We start from the raw sequence: 21,341 nt of genomic DNA on the forward strand, positions 1-21,341 counted from the left end.
AAAAATTGCATCTAATCAGCAATTTTTTTAGATAATCTATGAATTAAATTAACCAATGTATCTATTTCTTCATCACTTAATTCTTCATGCAAGGATTCTTCAATTTCAAGAATAGAACTATGTACTATTTGTTGTATTTCCAAACCTTTTTCTGTAAGAATTAATTTTTTAAGCCTTGCATCTTCAGATACACTTTCTCTTTTTATATAACCATTCTTCTCCATAAGCTGAAGAACACTGGTTACTGAAGAACGTCTTATATCTAGCTCCTCTTCTATATCCTTTTGAAATATATCTTTTTTACTAGACTGATGATATATAAATCCAAGAATTCTTCCTTGAACACTTGTTATCCCATATTTACTGGCTTCCTTGCCTATGCTTCTCTTAATTTTATTAGACAAATTAAGAACTTCTTTTCCAATATGAATTCCTCTACTCAATTTTATACCTCTGTATATTTGTTAGATTTCTAACTAATTATATCTTAATTTTAATTTCTTTGTCAACCTATTCTCCGTATATTAAATATAATTCTGTAAATTCTAATTATGTCTGCGAAAAAATATATAAGCAATAAGTAAGATTGCATATCTAAGGAGATTTAAATGAATAATTTTATTATTATTACAATTATAAAATGTATCATAATATATATATTGGCCTTATTTGTATCAAAGCTTATGGGATCAAAAATATTATCACAAACAACTCTCTTTGATTTCATTATTGCCATCTCAATGGGATCACTCATTGGTGTTGCTGTATCAACAAGCTGCGGTGATAAGTTTATAACGGCAATAATAGCTTTATTTACATTTACTTTCTTAGAAATTTTAACTGGTTACATTCATATAAAACACTTTAAACTACGCAAATTTTTAAATGCCCAACCTGTAACATTAATTGAAAATGGTGAAATTTTAAATCTTAATATGAAGAAAATAAAGTTAACACTCAATGAGCTTATGATGAAATTAAGAGAAAAAACTGTGTTTAATATAAATGATGTCCAAATGGCAATATTGGAATCAGACGGTACTTTATCTGTATTACTTAAATCTGAAAAACAATCAATTACTAGAGAAGACCTAAATATTGAGTCATCTAAATCAACTCTAACTAAAGACTTAATAATTGATGGTACTATTATTTATGAAACTCTTAAAAATGCTGATTTAAATGAAAATTGGCTATCAACTGAACTTCAGAATTATGGCATAAATAATATTAATGAAGTATTTTATGCTGGTCTTGACAGTTCCAAAAAACTTTATATTTCCAAGAAAAAAAGATTTTAAATCTTTTTTAAGATAGTATGCCTGTGGTTCCCCCTTAAGAATCCTCCATATTTATCCACACATATGATGTAATATTATGCTCATAATACTAATGTAAGTTTAATTTAGGTATCTGAAAATAAATTAACATATAAATTTATTTTCCCAAGATACCTTAAAGGAGGTAACAAATTATGCAAGGAAATGCTAAACAACATGTTGACCAAAGTATGAGCACTGTAAAAAATGCAGTTTCAACATTACAACAAGCTCTTGGTTCTGCAGAAAAACAAGAAAATAAGAGCAAAATACAATCTGCTATAGATTCTCTTAATTCTGCTTGTCAACAATTATCTAGTTATCAAGATTAGTAATTGACACTAATTGACACAAAAATCCCACACCCTATGTTAGGTGTGGGATTTTTCGTTTTATTGCATTATAGAATTTTCCCTGAATTAAGTACTAATTTTGGCACATATAACTATATTTATACAAAAAAACATTTAATTATTTACTAGTAATTGCATTAATGATATTATTATATCAGTTATTAAATTTTTTAGGGGGAATATATAATGTTTTGTAAAAATTGTGGAAAAGAAATTGACGATAAGGCTGCTATATGTATACACTGTGGTGTAGCTACTGGCAACTCTAGCATTGGTAATGAACCTGTAGACAATCCTTCTCATGTAGCTGGAATTGCATCATGTTGTTTTCCAATCGTAGGATTAATCTTATACTTTATGTGGAAAGACCAAAAGCCTAATAGTGCTAAACTAGTATGCAAGTGGATGATAGGTGGAATTGTTGCTTGGGTTATTGTTTATGGACTATGTTTTGTTTTAGGTATTGCTGGAACCCTTGCTTCAAACTACTAATATAATGATTAACTTTGATAAACTTCTAAAGTACATGTTTTTTTGCCACAGGTTACCAGAAAGATCTTTTTTCTATAAAGGTCGGCAATTTCCAATATGTGCTCGTTGTACTGGTATTCTAGTAGGATACCTTTTAGGAATTATTTACATATTATCATTTAAAACTTTGCATATAGTAATTGAATTTTCATTGATGGTACCTTTATTAATTGATGGTACCGGACAATATCTTGGTTACTTTACAAGTACAAATTCCAGACGATTTATTACTGGAATTTTAGCTGGAATATCTACTATATGTTTATTTAGATTAGCTGGTGTTTTAGGACTAGAATCAGGACATGCATTCTACCACCTAATAGCAAAATAATTCCAAAAAAAAAAAAAAACAACAACTTGAATTGTTTTTAGCTTTTAAGAACCAAACTCCGCCTAGACTCACAGTCTAGGTGGAGTTTTCATATTTAGAAAATTATATTAAACTATAATCTTACCATTATAAGCATATCTTGATATCCTTCATTTGTCTTAATTGCTTTTCTTTTTCTTCCTTCTTCAACAAAGCCATATTTTTTATAAAGTGCAATTGCTGAAATATTGTTTGCAAATACTTCTAAGTCTATTTTTTCTACTCCATTATTCTCTGCCCATTCAATGACTCTCTGCATAAGTAAACTTCCTACACCTTGTCCACAATATTCTTTTAATATATTTATTCCAAAGGTTGCAGTATGATGTATTTTTACTAAGTTGCTTCTATCTAAAGTTGCTAGTCCTACTATCTTCCCCTCTACTTCTACTACTAAAAATAGAGCTGCATTTTTTATATAACTTTCTTCCTGCTCCACTGTAAAAACAAATTCTTCAGATGCTCTTGGAAAAAAAGGAGCTTCTGCCATAACTTGCTTAACTATATATATTGCTTGTGCTGCATCTCTAATTTCAGCATTCCTTATAATCACATTTTTATTGTTTGCTAACTCTTCCATCTACACAACCCCCAATTTAATACTTAACTTAAACTTACTACATTGCTGAATGAAGTTTCTTTTCCATATTCTTTGAAAATACTTTTAAAGAAAACATCAAACCAGCTGCAATTAATGACATAAAGAATATTGCTGTCCAAATAGTTTTGCAGCCATGAACTTGCATATATGCTCCTGAAATAAAGGTGCTTAAGGCTGCGCCTACTGCCCAACCAATAGATGAAATTGCACTAAGTCTCGCTCTATAGTTGCTTGGACTATTGTTTGCCACATAAACTCCTGAACTTATAGTACTTAGAATTTCTCCTCCAGTCCAAATCACTGTTGATATAGCAAATAGCCAAAAATTATTTATATATCCTATCATTCCAAAACCTATAGCATATAACAGACCTGAGAACACCATGTTTGTTAGCTGATGATTTTTTCTAGTTATAGCACTTATAAAAACAGTTAAAACTAAAACGCTGATAGCATTTATACTCATAACATATCCAAAGTATTTTGCCCCTTGGCTCGCAAACTGAGCATCTATTGTAATAGGAAGTGAAAATCTATGTTGAGTATAAATAAAACTATAGACTGCACTTAAAAGAAAGAATAAACACAAATGAGGTCTTTTTCTAAGCATCTGTAAAGTATTTCCCTTTTCAACTCTCTCAGCCTTATTTTCTACCTTAACATGACTATCTGGAGAGTAAGTTTCTTTTACATTCTTCCATATTAAAAATACTGCTATAAATGATGTTAATGCATCACCTAAAAATAACATTGGCAAGAGATTATTAAATAAGAACCCTGCTAAAATAGGTCCAATGGCAACTCCTACATTTATAGAAAGATATTGCAGAGAAAATCCACCTTGTCTCTTCTCTTGAGGTAATATATCTGTAACCATTGAACTAAATGCTGGTCTTACAAATCCATTTAAAAATGTGCTTAATAGCAAACATACTACAGTAATTACTGGATTCTTTGTGACAGCACAAGGTATCAAGGCTGCTGCTGACAGACTTTGTGCATATATGTATACTTTTTTTCTTCCAAACATATCAGATACCTTACCACCCATTATTGCTGCTGGTATCCCTATAATAGCTGATATAGTTACAATAAAGCCAGATAACCCTTCTGACATACCAATCTTTTGAGTAAGATATAAAGCTAAAAATGGTACTACGAAGTCTCCCAATCTGTTTATTATTGTTGAAAAACAAATAATATACATTTCCTTCGGCAGACCCTTATAATTTTTTATTAATCTATTCATTCTAATCGCCCCCTAGTATAATATTTTACTTGCTAAACAAAATTAACTCAAAACATTCCTGTTGAATAATTTTTATATAACTCTTTACTTTAATGGTATAATTATATATACATTTCACTATTTATAGTCAAACTAACAATATTTTAATAGCTTTAACTAGGAGGTTCTTATGTCGTCTACAGTTACAATATTTGAAAAAGAATTAGAATATGATTTTTTGTCTGGTTGGATAAGATATACAAGAATTAAAAATAACTTCAGTCAAGAAGCTTTGGCACATGGAATCTGCTCCACAAGCCATCTAAGTTATTTTGAGAATGGAAAAAAGCATTTAAGACCTGAAATAATTGAGGCTTTACTGGAAAAACTAAATATTAATCTGACAGATAATTTGCCTAACATAGGACTTATAAGGCAGAAACTAAATATAATGAAAAATGATATTGAAAGCTATAATTTTGATGGAGCCAAAGAAATACATACTGAGCTCTCAAAACTAGAAAATATAATAAATAGCTCCCCATATAATATCGAATTTAAAATATACGATCTTATGTATAAAACCTTTGTGGAAAATGTGCCATATAACAAATTAAAAGATGATATTGATATACTGGATAAAATATTAAACGCCTTAAGTTATGACCTTAAATTTTTGTATCTTCTCATATCTGGAATCATCCTTAGTAAACAACATAAATCTAAAGAAGCTATAGAAAGGCAGCTTCAAGCTTTAACGCTAAAGGATACTTCTTGGATAAACTTTTGTTTAGGACAATCTTTATGCTTTAATAGCAATCCAGCAAAAGGATCATATTATTTAGAAAAAGCTCTAGACATTTATGAAAAGAGTGGTATGTATCTAAATGCAGTCTGGTGTCATAATTATCTTGGCATATGTTTTTCATATCTAAAAATATATGAAAATGCTGAAAAGCATTTTAATGCTGCATTTATGTCAGCAAAACATTTTGATATGGAAAACCTGTATTTTCAGCTTTATACTAATTTATCTGATTTATATTTTTATAAAGGTAATTATGAAAAAAGTATAAAATATAGCAAACTTGCAATGGAAACTACTTATGATAGTATTCTGCCTGCATATAACTATATATTAGCTTGCATGAAACTAAATAAAATTGATGACTGTAATGAAATTTTTGATATCTATCTTAATGAAAAGTTTGAATCTTCTATGTATTACAACGCACTATATTTTGCTTACTTATGTATACATAAATTCAATGATGAGTTCTTCTATACTGAAGTTAAAGATAAAATTCTTCCTTACTACGAGGAACGAAAAATAAGTGACCTTTGCAGGGATATTAAATTGAAGCTTATTGAATATCTTGAAAGTAGAAGAAAATATAAAGAAGCAAATAAACTTTATAAACAATTACTCTAATTTTTTCTGCTCACTGATAATTTTTCCCATATTATCGTCATAAAGATATATAGTATGAATAATATTTCTAATCTGAAACAAACACTTTTTATTCTTACTATTATTTTTTAAGGGGGTTTTACAATGTATTGTAAAAATTGTGGACAAGAAATTGACGATAATGCTGCAGTTTGTATCCACTGTGGTGCAGCTACTGATAATAGAGGGGGGCTTAATAAAAATTCTATAGATAATCCATCTCATGCTGCTGGAGTTGTCTCCTGTTGTTTTCCAATAGTTGGATTAATATTGTACTTCTTATGGAAGGATGAAAAGCCTAACAGTGCAAGTTTGGTATGTAAATGGACTATAGGTGGAGTTATTGCTTGGGTTCTTCTTTATGTTATATTCTTTGCACTAGGACTTCTAGGGGCCGTAGCTGGCTTATAATGTTATAATGACTAATTGTGAAAAACTTCTAAACTATATGTTTTTGTGCCATAGGTTGCCAGAGAGATCCTTTTTCTTTAAAGGTCGCCAATTTCCATTATGTGCTCGTTGCACAGGTATCTTAGTTGGATATATTTTAGGTATCATTTATGTAATACTATCTCATAGGATGCACATATTTTTAGAACTTTCATTGATGCTTCCATTAGTAATTGATGGCACTGGACAATATCTTGGATACTATGAAAGTACAAACATCAGAAGATTAATTACTGGAATTTTAGCTGGAATAGCTACCATATGCTTATTCAGATTAGCAATAATGTGGGGACTACAATCTGGACAATGGTTTTATGCTAAGTTAATAAAATGATATAGTAAGAGGGATAGGTACTAAAATAAGCATCTATCCCTCTTATTTAGTGTTTATAGAAAACTCTATATCTTAAGACTGTCTTCATCTTTGATTTTTCAGTTTTTCTTGCATCTGAAATATAGATTTCTCTATGCTTTAGTGATACTATTTCAAGATTATTTTCATCAATAAATTTCTTCATTTGATCAAAACTCTGGGGTTCATCATCATAAGAACCAATATGCATCATTTGGACAGACAATCTATCTTCCATAGTTACAAAAGTCACTTCATCAAGTAAATGATGATTCTTTTTCTTTTTGACATTTTCAAATGCCCTATCAACAACTTCTTGTGTCACAAAGTTAGGTTGTCTAATCATTATGTTATATATTAATTGATCTTTCTCTAATATATTAGACTGCTTGCCCTCTTCACTTAAATCCCATACACCCTCGAGTGGATAAACAGTATAATCATAATATCCTTCCGGAATATCTCCTTGTTTAGGTAGCATTTTTATAGCATAAGCTAAAGAGTATAATACTTCTATTTTTTCACTAAACTCTTCATCGTTTGGATTCCCTTTTCCACTTATCATCAAAAACTTTTGTTGTGGCACTGTTATTAATTCTGGTTTTTCCTTTGGTATATATAAATTCTTTTCTTGTTTTCTCCATTCAAATTTCATCATAGCACCTCTTTATATTCAATTGATAAATATAATATAGCACTCTTAATATGACATCATATGGTCATATTATAATTAAAGAGATACATCTAATTTATAACTTCCGCTCTTTTTATCACCTATAGCCACTATTAATTTCTTTTGTACTAAACCATCACACACTTTCCTAATACCTGAAGGTGATAATCCTGATACTTCTCTTGCCTATCTATTTGTTATGATTTCATGACTTTTCAAATAATTAATGATTTTTTCCTCCGTTGCAGTAAGCTGCAATTCATAATATAACCTTATACTATAGAAAAAATAAGCAGTTCCAATATTACTAATATTGATACTGCTTATTTCATAAACCCTTATAAATTATTATTAATTAAATCTACTCTGTTATTTAACTGAAATCCAGTATCTTTGAGTGATTTCACCATCTTCTGGCACTTCATTTTCTAGCACTCCACCATTACTTAAAATAGTTTTTGCTGAACCTATGTTGGTTTTATTGCAGGTAACAAGTGCCTTTTCAATTCCTATTTCTTTGCACTTTTCCAATGCTAGACCTAGCATTTCCTTTGCATAGCCTTGTCTGCGTTCAGATTTTCTTATGCTGTATCCGATATTACCTCCAAAATTAAGTAGATACTGATTTAACTTGTGACGAATATTAATCATACCAACTAATCTTCCATCAGAAATTCTTATTGCCAAATAAGTGGTAGCTTGTACAAGTCCTTCCCTTACAGTTTCTTCTTTTGAATTATCTACTAGTGCAGATAGCCACTCATCAAAATCTTTCTTGTTAGCTAACCCTGCAGTCCCATCCATGCTGTCCCCATTTATTTCAAATTCATTCCTATATTCCAAAACTTGATCTTTATATTCTTGTGTCGGAAAAACTAATTTAATTCTTTGCATATATATTGCCCCCTTTAAATTACATCTATTTGTCAAATAAATAATCCTAATATATCACAAATAGTATAATACTTCAAATAGCATTCTATTAAATTCTACTCTAATAATTATTTTTATTCCTTGTATGATGTGCCCCTCTAATTACAATAGTGTTTATGTCTCCATCCTTTTTTCGTTTAAGATTGGCTGTAAGTCTAGCCATAATCTGTTGAGCTTCTAAACTATCAGCCCCATCAATTTTAAATAAGAACTTCTTTGCATTCTCACCTGAAAGTATTTTTATAAGCTTATCATACCAATATATAAACACCTTATTATCCTTCTTAACTTCATATGAAAAAATAATTTCTACTGCTTTATTTTCATTTTCTTTTTTATACATTACAAATACACCTCTATTAATTTTAATATCTTCAAATTAATTTCTATTACTAAAAATGGGCATAAAAATACCGTAGACAAGTAACCCTTTAAATCTGGCTACTATCTACGGATACAAAAAAACACGAACCTTCTGTCGTGTTACTTATACTTAATAAGCAGTATATTATGAAAGGTTATGATAATCTGCGAAAATGCATCACAAATAAAGGGTCACCCCTAAAGTTACATTTACGCCCATATTAAGTTTTATTCACTAATCACCTTTATATCTGAACTCATAAACAACATCTCCTTTCATAAGAAAATTATCTAATAAAAATACTTTATTCATACTTATTGTATAATTCCAACCAACCTTTGTCAATTATGGATTTCAAAACAAATACGCTAGCATATAAACCTATGTAATTCCAAGATGCCTTAATTTATAAAAAACCAGTTAAAATGATTAATAATCACTCTAACTGGCAGCCAAGAAGATATCTTATTATTTTATTTCTTGGACTCTTCCTACAATTCCATTCTCAAGCATAACTTTAATTCCACGAGGATGTACCTCTGAATTTGTAAGAAGTCTTTGTACAACACCTTCAGTTAACTTTCCTGAACGTTGGTCTTGTTTTTGTACAACTAGGACTCTTGATCCTACTTTTATATCTTTTCGTCTTGTTCCATCCATAACTCTATCCTTCTTCTTTCGATCTATATTTACTTCTACAGCATATCAAAATAATAAAAATTGCTTTTCCAAAAGTGGTCTTACTGTATTATAGATATTTATAGTATCAATTGCAATAATAATGTAATAATCTCCATTTCCTACAATTTGTACTTGCTAAAAACAACCCACATTATGAAGCAAATAAAAAATTTGTTGATCTTCTATTAAAAAATATTAAGAATTCAAACAAAGTTGAAGCAACAATAATAATTTATGAGAATGGATTATCTTATTTTAACCAAGATTTATCTAACAATTCAGTGCTTATGGAGATTGGAAATAATAAGTCCAGTGACAAAGATATTGAAGAATGTGTAAATGCACTGGTTTCAGCATTAAAATAAATTGTTTTGTACTCTAATATTTAATTTCAATATTTAAAAGCAATGCTAAGTATAAGATTAATCAACACTTAGTATTGCTTTTACCACCTTTAACGTATAGACTCTACAAACATTGAAATATCATATGGTCCAAATTCTCTGTTAGCTGTGACAGTTACTTCAACTTGCGATGTTGGATAGAATGATGACATAAATCTCAATCCTGGATCACCACCAGTGACGTAGTACTTCAATATTCCATCTTCTCTTTTTATAATCCAAACCCCATATCCATAATACACATCATTTTCTACATATATATGTGGTGTTAACATCTTCTCAGTCATTTCTTTACTTAATAGCTTATAACTAAATAATCCTTGCCATAACTTGCTGATATCTTCAACTGTTACAAACACACCACCATCTGGTCCACCTACTATAGGTATTGAATACATATTAGTTTTTAGTGTACCATCTGCCTCTTCTATATAACCGTAAGCGCACTTTTCCGGCAGCATATCAAGAGCAAAATAGCCTGAATCTTTCATTCCAACTACATCAAAAATATTCTCTTTGACGAAGTCTGGAAAACTCATTCCTGATACATGTTCTACAACTAGTCCCAATGCTACAAATCCAGAATTACAATATGAAAATTTTTCACCTGGATTAAACTTCATAGTTCCCTTTTGAAGCAAAGGGACAAAACTTTTTGGATTCCTAAGTATATACATAGGTGTATTCATCCATAGTGCTCCATCATCTTCTATGACTCCTTCATTAAAGTAATCGGGGATACCAGAACTGTGTGTAACCAATTGATGTATTGTTATATTGTCATCATAATTAGGGAATTCTACATCTATGCAATCTTTTAGTAATGTATCAAAAGTTAGTAGTCCTTTATCAACCAATTTGCAGATACTTATTCCCGTAAGTATCTTTGCTCCTGATGCAATTCCAAAACGAGTATTTGCAGTATTCTTAATTTTATTACTTATATCTGAAAAACCAAAACCATCTTCAAAAATTGTTTCACCCTTTTCTTTTACTAATACTGCTCCTGAAAAATCTTCTATACTATTAATCTTTTCTTTAATAGCTTGTACTTTATTGTCTAATATTTTCATGCTTATATAACCCCACCCTTTTATCCGATAGCTAGCATCCGTAACACTCCAACTTCTTTAAGTTGGAGATAACGGCTGCACGCTCCTGGATAAGTTCAACTAAGATTCAGATGGGGATCAAACCCCACCTGAATCAAGTTTCACTTGATAATTATTAATCATTGACACTTGCATCAGGTTTGTTTTTCGCCCCCCATTCTGACATAAGCGTTAATATCGGTATTAATGATTCACCTTTTTCTGTTAACGAATACTCTACTTTAGGTGGAATTTGAGGATACTCTTTTCTATTAATCAAATTTTCAGATTCAAGTTCTTTTAATTGTTGACTAAGCATTTTATGAGTAATTGATGGCATATTCTTTTTTATCTCTCCATACCTTAATACTTTATTTTGAAATAATTTATACAATATAAGCCACTTCCACCTTCCTCCAACTGCTGATAATGTATATGAGATAGAGCAATTTCCTTCATCTAATGACCATTTTTTCATATTACTTTCCTTTCATATAGTATCTTACTTTAAAGTGCATACTTACTTTTATATTAATAATTATATACAATTTAAACTAGTTAATCAAAAGGAGAGATGCTCAAATGAAAATTCAAAATTCTATATTACCAAAACGAAATATATATTTTTTAGTAGTAATAGTTCCGTTCCTAATGGGACTTGGTGTTGATTTATATGTCCCCTCATTACCTATGGTCACAAGCTACTTTCATACAAGTGCTAATTTAGTACAATTAACTATAAGCCTCTATTTATTAGGGTATGGTATAGGACAAGTAGTTCTTGGAGTATTATCTGATAGCTTTGGAAGAAAAAAAATTTTAATCTTATGCGCATTATCTTTTTCTCTTATTAGTTTTGCTTCTATTCTATCTTCTAATATCTTCATATTTCAAACTTTTCGCTTTTTACAAGGAATTTGTGTTGCTGGATTAGCTGTTGTAGTAAGAGCCGTACTGGTAGATGTTTTTTCTGGAATTGAATTAAGGAAAGCAACTACTTATTTTACACTTAGCTGGTCATTAGGTCCAATCCTTGCGCCTTTCATTGGAAGTAACCTAGAAAAATGTTTTGGATGGAAATCAAACTTCTATGTTTTCTGCATTTATGGATTATTTATTTTTATATATTCACTTATAAGATTTAAAGAAACAAACTTGAACCTAACTCAATTTAACATCACCAAAACTTATAGCACTCTTAGTAGTATCATCACACATCCAACCTTTATGCTTATTAGTACTATATCTGCTCTTGGTTATGGAGCTATAGTTTTATTTAATGCAGTAGGTCCATTTCTTATTGAAGTATTATTAAAATATTCTGTTGTTGAATACGGAACCTTTGCATTAATATTAGGCTTTGCCTATTTTTTCGGCACTATATCAAATAGTATAGCTATTAAGTTTTTTAATTCTAACATACTTCTACATTTTGGCTTAATTGCTTCATTAAGTGGTAGCATATTCATGTTACTATTAGGAATTCTGTTACATATAAATTTATATATTATTTTAATTCCTGTTTTTATTATATTTTTCTTTATAGGTTTTATTGTGCCAAATGCTCTTGCTCTTACTATGTCTCTATTTTCTAACAGCGCTGGATCAGCTAGTGCGATCTTCGGCACTATAACAGGAATAGTAGTCTTTATCGTAATCTCATTAGGTAGCAATTTAAAAACTAATTCTCAAATTCCTCTAACCTTTATTTATATGTTTATATTTGTTGTATCAACCATACTATTCGTATTATCAAAGAAAATTAAAAATAAGTAAAATATAAAAGTGCTTAGATATCTCTTTATAAAAGTTATCTAAGCACTTATCTTTAAATAATATATAATTTTATCTTGAAATAAGTTATCTAATTATTCTTCAGCACTTCACCTTTTCTAAGATTTGCTCTCATATCGTTGATGATATTGTCCATTTCTTCTAGCTTCTTTAATATGCTTTTTTCTTCTTCGCCTGTTTCTATTATCTTATAGATGCCCCCATTTTTAATTACGATTCTCTTATCAGCCATAAGGGCTAAACTTGGATCATGGGTTGCCATAAGTACAATTTTTTCTTCATTAACAAGGAAGTTTAAAGCCTTCTTTCTATCTATTCCTGCATTTTCTATCTCATCTATTAATACTATAGGAGAGGTACTTAAAATTGCAGTATCTGCTATCATCAATGCTCTTGATTGGCCTCCACTTAGGCCTGTTATAGCAGTATCCATATTAAACTTTTCTCCAGCAAGTTCATTTGCTGCTTCTACTATTTTATTTATAACTTCTTCTTCGTTATCAACCATTCTGCTTCTTGCATGTAACTCTAAGAATTCTCTTACAGTTAAATCCATAACAAAGTTCATGTTTTGTGACAGCTGAGCCACCAATTTGTTACTTGTAGAAAATCTATTACTTTTATCAGGCAGTTCACCATTAACTAAAATTGTTCTTTCTGTAGGGGTATCCTTATTGGCAGTCCATTCTATATCAGCAAGAAGTCTGCTTTTACCAGACCCTGTTGGCCCTACTATTGATATTATTTCACTCTTGTTTATAGTTAACTGCTCAAAATTTTCTTTATTGCCGTACTTATCTTTACCAGCTATTATAGTGATTGAATCTACTCTATCCTTGTCTAAGCCTAAAAATTCTAGCATTTGATTTATGTAAACTTCTAAATCAGCCTTAATTTTGTCTACATCTATTGCCCATTCATCGATATCTTCTCTTGTAAAATGATTTAAATATTCATTTAATGTCCTTTGCTCAAAACCTGATATATCTAGCTTGTTATTTTCAAAGAAAGATAACACAAAAGGATATTTATTTTCTAAATCACTAAGCTTCATTGCTTCTAATTCTTTTATCTTAACCATTGTTATCACCTATATTAATCTTTCTTACATTACCCATCTGATATTGTTCTCCAATCTTAGTTTCCCCTAAACAATATGAACATAAGGATGAAGGCATAGGGAATCTCAATTGTCTTCCATTAACAGTTTCAATTTGCTCCTGCTCATCATATACAAGAGTGCTGAACTCATAAGCGCCTTGTCCTGTCAAACCATTAACTGGGATGATAATAGCTTGAGGATTTACAGAGTTAACTCTTGATGCAAAAACCTCTCTCTCTGCTTGAGATACTATATCTCCCTTTGTAATTACTATGATATCTGCTGATTTTAACATTGGTCCTATTTTCTTAGGTGTATTTATACCACTCAAATTATCTATCACACAAATTGATTTTATTCCCTTTATATATGGAGAACATCTATTACATAAACCAGCACTTTCAGTTATAAGAAGGTCTAAGTTTTCTTTTACTCCCCAATTCACTACCTCTTCAATGTTACTTGCAAAATAATGGTCAGGACATAAAGAACCAGAAAGTCCTTTTTTAACTGGCACTCCTGCCTTTTTATATAGGATATCATCATCTGTATATAAGCAGTCAAACTTAACTACACCAACAGATAATCCTCTGCTTTTAATAGCTTCTATGGTTTTTAGTATTAATGAGGTCTTACCTGAAGAAGGAGGTCCTGATATAGTTACTAAATTCATTATCTGTCAACTCCTTTTGAAGCATTGTGGAATATCTCTTCACACTTTCTTATTAAAGCTGAAATATCATGTTCATTTATAAAATCCCATCCAAGCCACATATATTTATTTTCCTTTGGTAATAGATTATCTACCTCTGGATGTACACTTGGAAATCTTCCATCATGAGATAGGATTTCTCCAACCTTCTTTGAAGCAAAGAAATCAACTATAGGCTTTAATTGTGTTGCCTTTTCCTTCTTACTTAGCATAAATATTGGACTTATAATTGCTCCATCCTTAGGCCATACAGGAACCATAGGACTGTCTTCTCTAAGCATCTTTGTAAAGAAGTATGGCATTATTGTAACTGCTGGCTTATCAGATACTTTTATTTGAAGCTTCACCATTTCTGATGGATGTAAACTCTTCTTTAAGCTTCTTCCTAACTTTCTTATACCTTCTTCACCATAGTTCTTGTAAATATTAAGTAAGATTGAGTTAAATAAATCTAAATCCATTACTGGTAGACTTACGCTATTCTCAAATTCCTCATCCAATATATCTTCCCAACTTGTTGGTGCTTTTCTTCCGTTTAATTCTTCATGATTTACTACTATAACTGCAGCCACAGTTCCTACAATTGAATATTGCTTATTTGGGTCCATTAATTCTATATCTGTATTATGAAAATCAGAATTATAATGATCTATCCCTGTAATATCTTCAAAGATATTTTTTGCTTTGTATTTTCCAAACAGCTCTTTATCAAAAAACAATTCAAAACCTGCTGACATAAATAAATCTGGTAAAGCATCCTCTGATTGTTCTTTTAATGCATCCTTTATCCAGCCTATTCCTACAGAAGCTGCCTTTAATTCATAATCTAAATTAAAATCAAAGTTTTGTTCAGCAACCCAGCTCTCAAAATTTTCTGTTAGTGGCACTCTAACTGGGCAAGGTAATACTCCCACAATCTTTACTGAATCCTTTTTATCTGATGCTTCACTTACACCATTATTATTAGCTTCAATTCTCTCTACTAGCTGCTCTACAAAGTTTTCTATATTTATCTTCTTTAACTTTAGTGCATTTTCTAAGGAAATTGATTGTCCAAAAGCTTTTCTTAAATTTTCATCTTTAATATTATCAAAGCCTACTGATATTAATAATTCTATAGCCTCAGCATATTTTTCTGTAATATTATATAGTGTATCTTTTATATCAAAATATTTATTACTCATATTTTTCATCTTCCTTTATCATTCTAAATTACTTTATGTATTTAGTTTACCACTAAAAGATAAAAAAATCGGTATCATTTGTTACTATATATCATCTATCAATTTTCTTAAATCTCTTAAGAAAAATTCTTGAAAACCTGTCATTTCTCCTAAGCCTATAAGCTTTTCTTCAACATGAATTTCTTCTCTTTCTAAGATACTTTTCCACGACCTAGGTGATGTGGAAACTAGGTCTTTTTTCGCATGAAATCCTGCTACAATCAAAAAAGGCATAAGTAAAACTTCTTTAATATTGTTGTTATGCAAACTTGTTAAAACCCAATCAAAAGAAGGCTCTCCTTCTACTGCCCCAACAAAAACTTTACTCAAACCACAACTTCTAAATGCATCATTTAGCTCTAGATAACACTTATTAGCTGAAGTCTTTGTTCCATGAACTGCAACTACTGTAACCTTATTTACCTTAAAATTATCTTTTATACTATTTATAAAATCAAATGTTCTCGCCTTATCATTCTCTATAAGTGCAGGATTACCTACTATTATTTTTCTTAATTTTGATTCTTTCTTAAACTCATCAACAACATCTTTCAATATTTTATATTCAACACCACAAACGATATATAGAGGCTGAATAACTAGCTCTTCATATCCTAACTCCTCTATTTCAATAAGTGCTTCTAAAGGAGTATTTACTTTAGTGCTATACTTACTCTTCAATTTTGAAATAATCTTTTCTGAGAAAAAAGCCCTAAAGACTTCATATTCTTTAAATTCATTTCTAACCCTGTGCTCAAATTTCATTATTGAAGCCTCCAGAGCTGCTATATCTGAAGTCCCATTACTTACAATTAATATAGCTTTTTTCATGCTATCAACCTTCCTATATAAAAATAAACCTGCTTCTATTAACTACACTTGAAATTTTCTAAAAGCATCAAGAAATTCTTCAATATCCTTATCACTATGCTTTACTGAAAGAAACATAGCCTCATATTGAGATGGTGGAAGATTGAATCCACTCTTTAACATATGGGTGAAAAATCTTTTAAAAAGATTTGTATCACAGCTCATAACATCCTCATATAAAGTAACCTTATCTTTATTAGTGAAAAATACAGTCATCATACCTCCACATCTATTTACTACTAAAGGAATTCCTTTTTCTTTAGCTATTGCTTTCATCCCTTCCTGAAGCTTAAGACCTAATGAATCTATATGTTGATAATACTCATGATTATTATAAAGCTTTGTCAAGGTAGCTAAGCCAGCTGCCATAACCACTGGATTTCCTGACATTGTTCCTGCTTGATATACATCTCCTAGTGGTGAAAGTTTCTCCATTACATCTCTTCTTCCACCATAAGCACCACATGGAAGTCCTCCCCCCATTATTTTTGCATAAGTTACTAAGTCAGGTTTAACTTTAAATAAACTTTGTGCCCCTTTATAGCTTACTCTAAACCCACTCATTACCTCATCAAATATAAGCAACGTTCCGTGCTTATCACATAATGCCCTCAGTTCCTCCATAAATTCATTCTCAGCTTTTACAACTCCCATATTCCCTGCTACAGGTTCTATAATTACAGCTGCTAATTCTTCACCATATTTATTAAAAACTTGTCTTATGTTTTCTATATTATTGTATTGACCGACTATTGTATTTTTTATACTTTCTTCAGGAACACCTGCACTGCCTGGAATTCCTTCCGTTAGAAGTCCAGAACCTGCACTAACTAAAAATCCATCAAAGTGTCCATGATAACAGCCTGCAAATTTTAGTATCTTATCTCTTCCTGTATAACCTCTTGCAAGCTTTACTGCACTCATGGTAGCCTCTGTACCTGAATTCACCATCCTCACCATTTCAACGTTATCCAAAGTTGTACACATATGTTTTGCAAGCCTAAGTTCAAGTTCTGTAGATGCTCCAAAGGCTATTGCATTTTCACAGGTATCTTTTATAGCTTTTACTACATCTTCATCACAATGTCCTAAAAGCATAGGGCCCCATGCACCTACAAAATCAGTATATCTATTACCTTCCTCATCAAAAATATAAGCTCCGCTTCCTCTTTTAATTATTGGGGGAGTAAGGTCTACATCTTTAAATGCTCTTACTGGTGAATTTACTCCTCCTGGCATATATTTTTTAGATTCTTCAAAAATCTCAATATTGCTCATCTTATCCTCCTAACATTATATAATATCTAATTAATAAACTTCATAAATATTCGAATTATTGCAGTTAACACTGTATTTAAATATAAACCGTAAATATTACTTATGGTTTATATTTAAATCTTCCCTTAACCATCTAGATGCTTCTAGGGCATAATAAGTTATTATTATATCCGCACCTGCTCTTTTCATTGAAAGAAGCATCTCTAAGGCTATAGCTTTTTCATTAATAAATCCAAAGCTTGCTGCTGCCTTCACCATTGCAAATTCACCACTCACACTATATGCAGCCACTGGATAATCATATCTATCTCTTGCCCACCTCACCACGTCTAAATAAGATAATGCCGGTTTAACCATGATTATATCAGCACCCTCTTCTATATCTGATTCTATCTCTCTCATAGCCTCATTAATGTTTGCAGGGTCCATCTGATAGCTCTTTCTATCTCCAAACTTAGGTGCTGAATTAGCTGCTTCCCTAAAAGGCCCATAAAATGCTGAGCTGTACTTTGCACTGTAAGCCATTATAGATACGTCTTTAAAACCATTTGAATCTAAAACATCACGAATATAAGCAACTCTTCCATCCATCATATCAGATGGTGCTACCATATCTGCTCCTGCCTCCACATGTGAAAGAGCAATTTTACCTAAAAACTCTAAGGTTTTATCATTATCAACCTCATGACCATGCAAAATTCCACAGTGACCATGATCAGTATACTCGCACATGCATACATCCGTTATAACCCATAACTCTGGATACAATTCCTTAGCCTTTCTTACTGCCTTTTGAATTATTCCATCTTTATCAAAGGCTGATGATCCACATTCATCTTTATGTTCTGGAAGTCCAAAGAACATTACTCCATTAACACCACAGTCTATAACTTCCTCTAAGATTTCATGTAATCTATCTACCGATACATGATAATTTCCTGGAATCGTAGGTATTTCCTTCTTAATATTTTCTCCCTCAATCACAAAAATAGGATATATAAAATCCTTTGATGATATAGTTGTCTCTCTTACCAACTCTCTTATAGCTGTATTTTTTCTTAACCTTCTATGTCTCTTATAAAGCATTTTTATTCCTCCATATTGTTAATAGTTCTGATATAAGTCCATCTTCACCATACTTCTTACATTGCACTGCTGAAATTCCGTTATTCTCTAATTCCTTAAAAGTTATTGGCCCTATTGCTACACATAGCTTTTTCTTTAACTCTTCTGCACCCACTAATTTAATCATGTTTCTTACAATAGAAGGGCTAGTAAAAGTAACTATGTCCACCTCATTAAAAGCATTTACATTCTTAATATCTCCACAAATAGGTTCATATATCTCTACTCTATCTACCTGTGCTCCTAACTTTTTGAGTTCTTCTCCTATATATAATCTTGATTCCTTTGAACAAGGCACAAGAATTTTATCTCCTTCTTTAACAACAAGTTTCATACTTTCAACTAAGCTTTCTGACACAAACTCTTTTGCTATTATAAATGGTTTTATTCCTTTATCCTTTAAAGCACCTGCTGTAGCTTCTCCTATTACAGCAAAGCGGCCTTTTAACACTCTTAAATCTATTTCTCTTTTTCTTAAGTAATCAAAAAATATATTAACTGCATTAACAGATGTTAATACTATGAAATCATACTTAGAAAATTTATTTTCATATTCTTCAAGATTTAAAGCTGTATCTTTTATCTTTATAGCATTTATCTCTGTAACCTCTGCTCCAAGTTCCTTAAGATTATATTTTAGGCTTCTAGCTTGTTCCTTAGATCTAGTTACACAAACATTTAAACCAAATAAAGGTTTTCCTTCAAACCAATTAAGCTTATCATTAAGAGTAACTACATTTCCAACTACTATTATGCAAGGAGACTTTAAACCCGCATCCTCCACTCTTTCACAAATATTCTCTAGTGTCCCAACTACCTTTCTTTGCTTAGAAGTTGTTCCCCTCATAATTACCCCGCAAGGTGTGTCCATGTCTTTCCCTTGGGAAACTAAAGATGAACATATATACTCTATATTTTCTAATCCCATTAAAAATATAAGAGTTCCCTCTAATTTTGATACCCCTTCCCAATTCACCTTTAAAGCTGATCCACTCATTCCTGTTATGACATGAAAGCTTTGGGATATTCCTCTATGAGTTGTTGGTATTCCTGCATAACTCATAACTGATATGGCTGAGGTTACTCCAGGAATAACTTCAAAGTCTATTCCTTCTTCTACTAAAGATAAAACTTCTTCTCCCCCTCTTCCAAAAACATAAGGGTCTCCGCCTTTTACTCTTCCTACTATATGACCTTCTTTAGCAAGCTTTACTAGCATACTATTTATCTCATCTTGGCTTTTATAATGACAACCAGGTTCCTTGCCACAATAAAAAATCTTACAATCTTCTCTTAAATAATTTAATATATTATTTCCTACCAGTCTGTCATACAAAACAGCAGTACACTTCTCCATAGACTTTATAGCCTTTAAAGTCAATAGTTCTTCATCACCAGGACCTGCACCAATTATATATACCTTACTCATCTATCTCTAACTCCTTAGTAAATTGTTTCTACATCTTACAGTACTTCTATATAAGGCATCTTCAAAAAAAATAAGTTCATATACTAGTCTATTTTCAGATGCCTAACTTAAATATAATAAAACGATATTCTTCTACTTTAATATCTTCTTAGCCAAAGCTTCTCCTAGTTCAATCCTGTCTTCTCTACTGCCCCAAATATCTTTTTTTATAATTTTGTTTCCTACTTGAAACATCCCTATAAGATAAATATCTTGTCCTTGAAGTTCAGCAAATGCACCAATTGGTGAGTTACATCCACAATTTAGAGCCTTCATAAAGCTTCTCTCAGCTTCTACACAATGTGTCACATCAATATTATCAAGCTTTCTTAAAATCCTACTTTCTTCATTATCTTTTAGTATTTCTATACCCAAAGCACCTTGCCCAACAGCAGGCACAAAATCTTTGGGTTCAAAATAGTTAGTAATTATATTCTCCATATTAATTCTCTTAAGCCCGGCTGCTGCTAAAATTATTCCATCCAAATTTTCAGTCTCCATCTTTGCAATTCTAGTTTGTACATTTCCTCTTATGGGTACTATATTTAAATCTGGTCTTAACTCTTTTAACTCAGCACTTCTTCTAGGACTACTAGTTCCAATTCTAGCCCCCATAGGTAGATTAAAAAAACTTATTCCATCTCTAGAAATAAACCCATCTCTTACATCTTCCCTCACTGGCATAGCTGCAAGTTCAAAGCAATCCTCCAAGGTAGAAGTTACATCCTTCATACTATGAACAGCTCCATGTGCTTCTCCTCTTAAAAGAGCCAGTTCTATTTCCTTAACAAAAAGACCTTTTCCACCTATTTTATCTAAGGTTACATCTAATCTTCTGTCTCCTTCTGTTTCAATTAAAAGTTTCTCACTTTCAAGCCCCAGTTTAACCTTTATCATATCCATAACAAGCTCCGTTTGAACTTGAGCTAATTTACTTTTTCTAGTTGCAATAATCAAACTCACAAAATC

25 protein-coding genes and 1 pseudogene are annotated in these 21,341 nt (G+C 31.1%); 9 read left to right on the forward strand and 17 right to left on the reverse strand.

What is annotated here, in order from left to right; translation table 11 throughout:
• Positions 1-11 precede the first annotated feature (11 nt).
• On the reverse strand, positions 12-443 hold the full coding sequence (locus OCU47_RS16175; RefSeq protein WP_261829644.1) for a MarR family winged helix-turn-helix transcriptional regulator: 432 nt from the start codon (positions 441-443) through the stop codon (positions 12-14).
• A 165-nt stretch (positions 444-608) separates the two neighbouring features.
• Here OCU47_RS16175 and OCU47_RS16180 point away from each other — a divergent pair, with 165 nt between their 5' ends.
• From OCU47_RS16180 to OCU47_RS16195, 4 genes are all read left to right on the forward strand, one after another.
• Positions 609-1,301: a DUF421 domain-containing protein gene (locus tag OCU47_RS16180; protein ID WP_261829645.1), complete on the forward strand. Its 693-nt coding sequence runs from the start codon at positions 609-611 to the stop codon at positions 1,299-1,301.
• A 173-nt stretch (positions 1,302-1,474) separates the two neighbouring features.
• A complete protein-coding gene (locus OCU47_RS16185; protein ID WP_261829646.1) occupies positions 1,475-1,651 on the forward strand; it encodes a hypothetical protein in 177 nt (58 codons plus the stop codon).
• Between the two features lie 207 nt (positions 1,652-1,858).
• Positions 1,859-2,164 (forward strand): zinc ribbon domain-containing protein, encoded by a 306-nt coding sequence (locus tag OCU47_RS16190; protein WP_261829647.1) that lies wholly within the window; start codon positions 1,859-1,861, stop codon positions 2,162-2,164.
• 34 nt (positions 2,165-2,198) lie between these two features.
• Positions 2,199-2,534, forward strand: coding sequence for a DUF2085 domain-containing protein (locus OCU47_RS16195; protein ID WP_261830647.1), 336 nt, complete (start codon positions 2,199-2,201; stop codon positions 2,532-2,534).
• Positions 2,535-2,646: 112 nt separating this feature from the next.
• On the opposite strand, the gene OCU47_RS16200 is transcribed toward OCU47_RS16195, so the two are convergent.
• Both OCU47_RS16200 and OCU47_RS16205 read right to left on the reverse strand, forming a co-directional pair.
• Positions 2,647-3,153, reverse strand: coding sequence for a GNAT family N-acetyltransferase (locus OCU47_RS16200; protein ID WP_261829648.1), 507 nt, complete (start codon positions 3,151-3,153; stop codon positions 2,647-2,649).
• A gap of 37 nt (positions 3,154-3,190) precedes the next feature.
• On the reverse strand, positions 3,191-4,423 hold the full coding sequence (locus tag OCU47_RS16205; protein ID WP_261829649.1) for an MDR family MFS transporter: 1,233 nt from the start codon (positions 4,421-4,423) through the stop codon (positions 3,191-3,193).
• Between the two features lie 169 nt (positions 4,424-4,592).
• Between OCU47_RS16205 and OCU47_RS16210 the strand changes: the two genes are divergently transcribed.
• From OCU47_RS16210 to OCU47_RS16220, 3 genes are all read left to right on the forward strand, one after another.
• On the forward strand, positions 4,593-5,834 hold the full coding sequence (locus OCU47_RS16210) for a helix-turn-helix domain-containing protein (protein WP_261829650.1): 1,242 nt from the start codon (positions 4,593-4,595) through the stop codon (positions 5,832-5,834).
• Positions 5,835-5,957: 123 nt separating this feature from the next.
• Positions 5,958-6,263 carry a zinc ribbon domain-containing protein gene (locus OCU47_RS16215; RefSeq protein WP_261829651.1) on the forward strand — a complete coding sequence of 102 codons (306 nt, stop codon included), beginning with the start codon at positions 5,958-5,960 and terminating at the stop codon, positions 6,261-6,263.
• Positions 6,264-6,270: 7 nt separating this feature from the next.
• Positions 6,271-6,636 (forward strand): DUF2085 domain-containing protein, encoded by a 366-nt coding sequence (locus OCU47_RS16220; RefSeq protein WP_261829652.1) that lies wholly within the window; start codon positions 6,271-6,273, stop codon positions 6,634-6,636.
• 46 nt (positions 6,637-6,682) lie between these two features.
• On the opposite strand, the gene OCU47_RS16225 is transcribed toward OCU47_RS16220, so the two are convergent.
• From OCU47_RS16225 to OCU47_RS16240, 4 genes are all read right to left on the reverse strand, one after another.
• Positions 6,683-7,309 (reverse strand): GyrI-like domain-containing protein, encoded by a 627-nt coding sequence (locus OCU47_RS16225; protein WP_261829653.1) that lies wholly within the window; start codon positions 7,307-7,309, stop codon positions 6,683-6,685.
• Between the two features lie 387 nt (positions 7,310-7,696).
• A complete protein-coding gene (locus OCU47_RS16230; RefSeq protein WP_261829654.1) occupies positions 7,697-8,221 on the reverse strand; it encodes a GNAT family N-acetyltransferase in 525 nt (174 codons plus the stop codon).
• Positions 8,222-8,321: 100 nt separating this feature from the next.
• Positions 8,322-8,603, reverse strand: coding sequence for a hypothetical protein (locus tag OCU47_RS16235; protein ID WP_261829655.1), 282 nt, complete (start codon positions 8,601-8,603; stop codon positions 8,322-8,324).
• 489 nt (positions 8,604-9,092) lie between these two features.
• Positions 9,093-9,284, reverse strand: coding sequence for a YwbE family protein (locus OCU47_RS16240; protein ID WP_261829656.1), 192 nt, complete (start codon positions 9,282-9,284; stop codon positions 9,093-9,095).
• Positions 9,285-9,436: 152 nt separating this feature from the next.
• On the opposite strand from OCU47_RS16240, the pseudogene OCU47_RS16245 reads away from it, so the two are divergent.
• Positions 9,437-9,670, forward strand: a pseudogene (locus OCU47_RS16245) (stage II sporulation protein P); the annotation flags it as partial.
• 89 nt (positions 9,671-9,759) lie between these two features.
• Here OCU47_RS16245 and OCU47_RS16250 read toward each other — a convergent pair.
• On the reverse strand, positions 9,760-10,782 hold the full coding sequence (locus OCU47_RS16250; RefSeq protein ID WP_261829657.1) for a serine hydrolase domain-containing protein: 1,023 nt from the start codon (positions 10,780-10,782) through the stop codon (positions 9,760-9,762).
• A gap of 154 nt (positions 10,783-10,936) precedes the next feature.
• Positions 10,937-11,278 (reverse strand): winged helix-turn-helix transcriptional regulator, encoded by a 342-nt coding sequence (locus tag OCU47_RS16255; protein ID WP_261829658.1) that lies wholly within the window; start codon positions 11,276-11,278, stop codon positions 10,937-10,939.
• Positions 11,279-11,382: 104 nt separating this feature from the next.
• On the opposite strand from OCU47_RS16255, the gene OCU47_RS16260 reads away from it, so the two are divergent.
• On the forward strand, positions 11,383-12,576 hold the full coding sequence (locus tag OCU47_RS16260; RefSeq protein ID WP_261829659.1) for a Bcr/CflA family efflux MFS transporter: 1,194 nt from the start codon (positions 11,383-11,385) through the stop codon (positions 12,574-12,576).
• 88 nt (positions 12,577-12,664) lie between these two features.
• Here the strand turns inward: OCU47_RS16260 and OCU47_RS16265 are convergent, their stop codons facing one another.
• The 8 genes from OCU47_RS16265 to hemC all read right to left on the reverse strand — a co-directional run bounded on the left by OCU47_RS16265 (position 12,665) and on the right by hemC (position 21,335).
• Positions 12,665-13,675: an ATP-binding cassette domain-containing protein gene (locus OCU47_RS16265; RefSeq protein WP_261829660.1), complete on the reverse strand. Its 1,011-nt coding sequence runs from the start codon at positions 13,673-13,675 to the stop codon at positions 12,665-12,667.
• Positions 13,668-14,369, reverse strand: coding sequence for a GTP-binding protein (locus OCU47_RS16270; protein ID WP_261829661.1), 702 nt, complete (start codon positions 14,367-14,369; stop codon positions 13,668-13,670). Before OCU47_RS16270 ends, OCU47_RS16265 begins: the two co-directional genes overlap by 8 nt.
• Positions 14,369-15,592, reverse strand: coding sequence for an ABC transporter substrate-binding protein (locus tag OCU47_RS16275; RefSeq protein ID WP_261829662.1), 1,224 nt, complete (start codon positions 15,590-15,592; stop codon positions 14,369-14,371). The genes OCU47_RS16270 and OCU47_RS16275 overlap by 1 nt, the downstream gene beginning before the upstream one ends.
• Before the next feature lie 84 nt (positions 15,593-15,676).
• A complete protein-coding gene (locus OCU47_RS16280; protein ID WP_261829663.1) occupies positions 15,677-16,462 on the reverse strand; it encodes a sirohydrochlorin cobaltochelatase in 786 nt (261 codons plus the stop codon).
• A 42-nt stretch (positions 16,463-16,504) separates the two neighbouring features.
• Positions 16,505-17,779, reverse strand: coding sequence for a glutamate-1-semialdehyde 2,1-aminomutase (gene hemL / locus OCU47_RS16285; RefSeq protein WP_261829664.1), 1,275 nt, complete (start codon positions 17,777-17,779; stop codon positions 16,505-16,507).
• Positions 17,780-17,875: 96 nt separating this feature from the next.
• Positions 17,876-18,865: a porphobilinogen synthase gene (hemB, locus tag OCU47_RS16290; RefSeq protein WP_261829665.1), complete on the reverse strand. Its 990-nt coding sequence runs from the start codon at positions 18,863-18,865 to the stop codon at positions 17,876-17,878.
• Positions 18,855-20,333, reverse strand: coding sequence for a uroporphyrinogen-III C-methyltransferase (cobA, locus tag OCU47_RS16295; RefSeq protein WP_261829666.1), 1,479 nt, complete (start codon positions 20,331-20,333; stop codon positions 18,855-18,857). The genes hemB and cobA overlap by 11 nt, the downstream gene beginning before the upstream one ends.
• 132 nt (positions 20,334-20,465) lie before the next feature.
• Positions 20,466-21,335, reverse strand: coding sequence for a hydroxymethylbilane synthase (hemC, locus tag OCU47_RS16300; protein ID WP_261829667.1), 870 nt, complete (start codon positions 21,333-21,335; stop codon positions 20,466-20,468).
• Positions 21,336-21,341: the final 6 nt, after the last annotated feature.

The organism is Clostridium sp. TW13 (assembly GCF_024345225.1).
In the GTDB taxonomy this organism is placed as follows: domain Bacteria; phylum Bacillota; class Clostridia; order Clostridiales; family Clostridiaceae; genus Inconstantimicrobium; species Inconstantimicrobium mannanitabidum.

Bases quoted from the DNA above. Each gene is read 5' to 3' on its own strand.
- OCU47_RS16265 (WP_261829660.1), bottom strand. From the start codon at position 13,675: ATGGTTAAGATAAAAGAATTAGAAGCAATGAAGCTTAGTGATTTAGAA.
- OCU47_RS16200 (WP_261829648.1), bottom strand. From the start codon at position 3,153: ATGGAAGAGTTAGCAAACAATAAAAATGTGATTATAAGGAATGCTGAA.
- OCU47_RS16280 (WP_261829663.1), bottom strand. From the start codon at position 16,462: ATGAAAAAAGCTATATTAATTGTAAGTAATGGGACTTCAGATATAGCA.
- hemB (WP_261829665.1), bottom strand. From the start codon at position 18,865: ATGCTTTATAAGAGACATAGAAGGTTAAGAAAAAATACAGCTATAAGA.
- OCU47_RS16235 (WP_261829655.1), bottom strand. From the start codon at position 8,603: ATGTATAAAAAAGAAAATGAAAATAAAGCAGTAGAAATTATTTTTTCA.
- cobA (WP_261829666.1), bottom strand. From the start codon at position 20,333: ATGAGTAAGGTATATATAATTGGTGCAGGTCCTGGTGATGAAGAACTA.
- OCU47_RS16270 (WP_261829661.1), bottom strand. From the start codon at position 14,369: ATGAATTTAGTAACTATATCAGGACCTCCTTCTTCAGGTAAGACCTCA.
- OCU47_RS16255 (WP_261829658.1), bottom strand. From the start codon at position 11,278: ATGAAAAAATGGTCATTAGATGAAGGAAATTGCTCTATCTCATATACA.
- OCU47_RS16250 (WP_261829657.1), bottom strand. From the start codon at position 10,782: ATGAAAATATTAGACAATAAAGTACAAGCTATTAAAGAAAAGATTAAT.
- OCU47_RS16195 (WP_261830647.1), top strand. From the start codon at position 2,199: ATGTTTTTTTGCCACAGGTTACCAGAAAGATCTTTTTTCTATAAAGGT.
- OCU47_RS16185 (WP_261829646.1), top strand. From the start codon at position 1,475: ATGCAAGGAAATGCTAAACAACATGTTGACCAAAGTATGAGCACTGTA.
- OCU47_RS16225 (WP_261829653.1), bottom strand. From the start codon at position 7,309: ATGAAATTTGAATGGAGAAAACAAGAAAAGAATTTATATATACCAAAG.
- OCU47_RS16205 (WP_261829649.1), bottom strand. From the start codon at position 4,423: ATGAATAGATTAATAAAAAATTATAAGGGTCTGCCGAAGGAAATGTAT.
- hemL (WP_261829664.1), bottom strand. From the start codon at position 17,779: ATGAGCAATATTGAGATTTTTGAAGAATCTAAAAAATATATGCCAGGA.
- OCU47_RS16190 (WP_261829647.1), top strand. From the start codon at position 1,859: ATGTTTTGTAAAAATTGTGGAAAAGAAATTGACGATAAGGCTGCTATA.
- OCU47_RS16240 (WP_261829656.1), bottom strand. From the start codon at position 9,284: ATGGATGGAACAAGACGAAAAGATATAAAAGTAGGATCAAGAGTCCTA.
- OCU47_RS16210 (WP_261829650.1), top strand. From the start codon at position 4,593: ATGTCGTCTACAGTTACAATATTTGAAAAAGAATTAGAATATGATTTT.
- OCU47_RS16230 (WP_261829654.1), bottom strand. From the start codon at position 8,221: ATGCAAAGAATTAAATTAGTTTTTCCGACACAAGAATATAAAGATCAA.
- OCU47_RS16180 (WP_261829645.1), top strand. From the start codon at position 609: ATGAATAATTTTATTATTATTACAATTATAAAATGTATCATAATATAT.
- OCU47_RS16215 (WP_261829651.1), top strand. From the start codon at position 5,958: ATGTATTGTAAAAATTGTGGACAAGAAATTGACGATAATGCTGCAGTT.
- OCU47_RS16275 (WP_261829662.1), bottom strand. From the start codon at position 15,592: ATGAGTAATAAATATTTTGATATAAAAGATACACTATATAATATTACA.
- OCU47_RS16260 (WP_261829659.1), top strand. From the start codon at position 11,383: ATGAAAATTCAAAATTCTATATTACCAAAACGAAATATATATTTTTTA.
- OCU47_RS16220 (WP_261829652.1), top strand. From the start codon at position 6,271: ATGACTAATTGTGAAAAACTTCTAAACTATATGTTTTTGTGCCATAGG.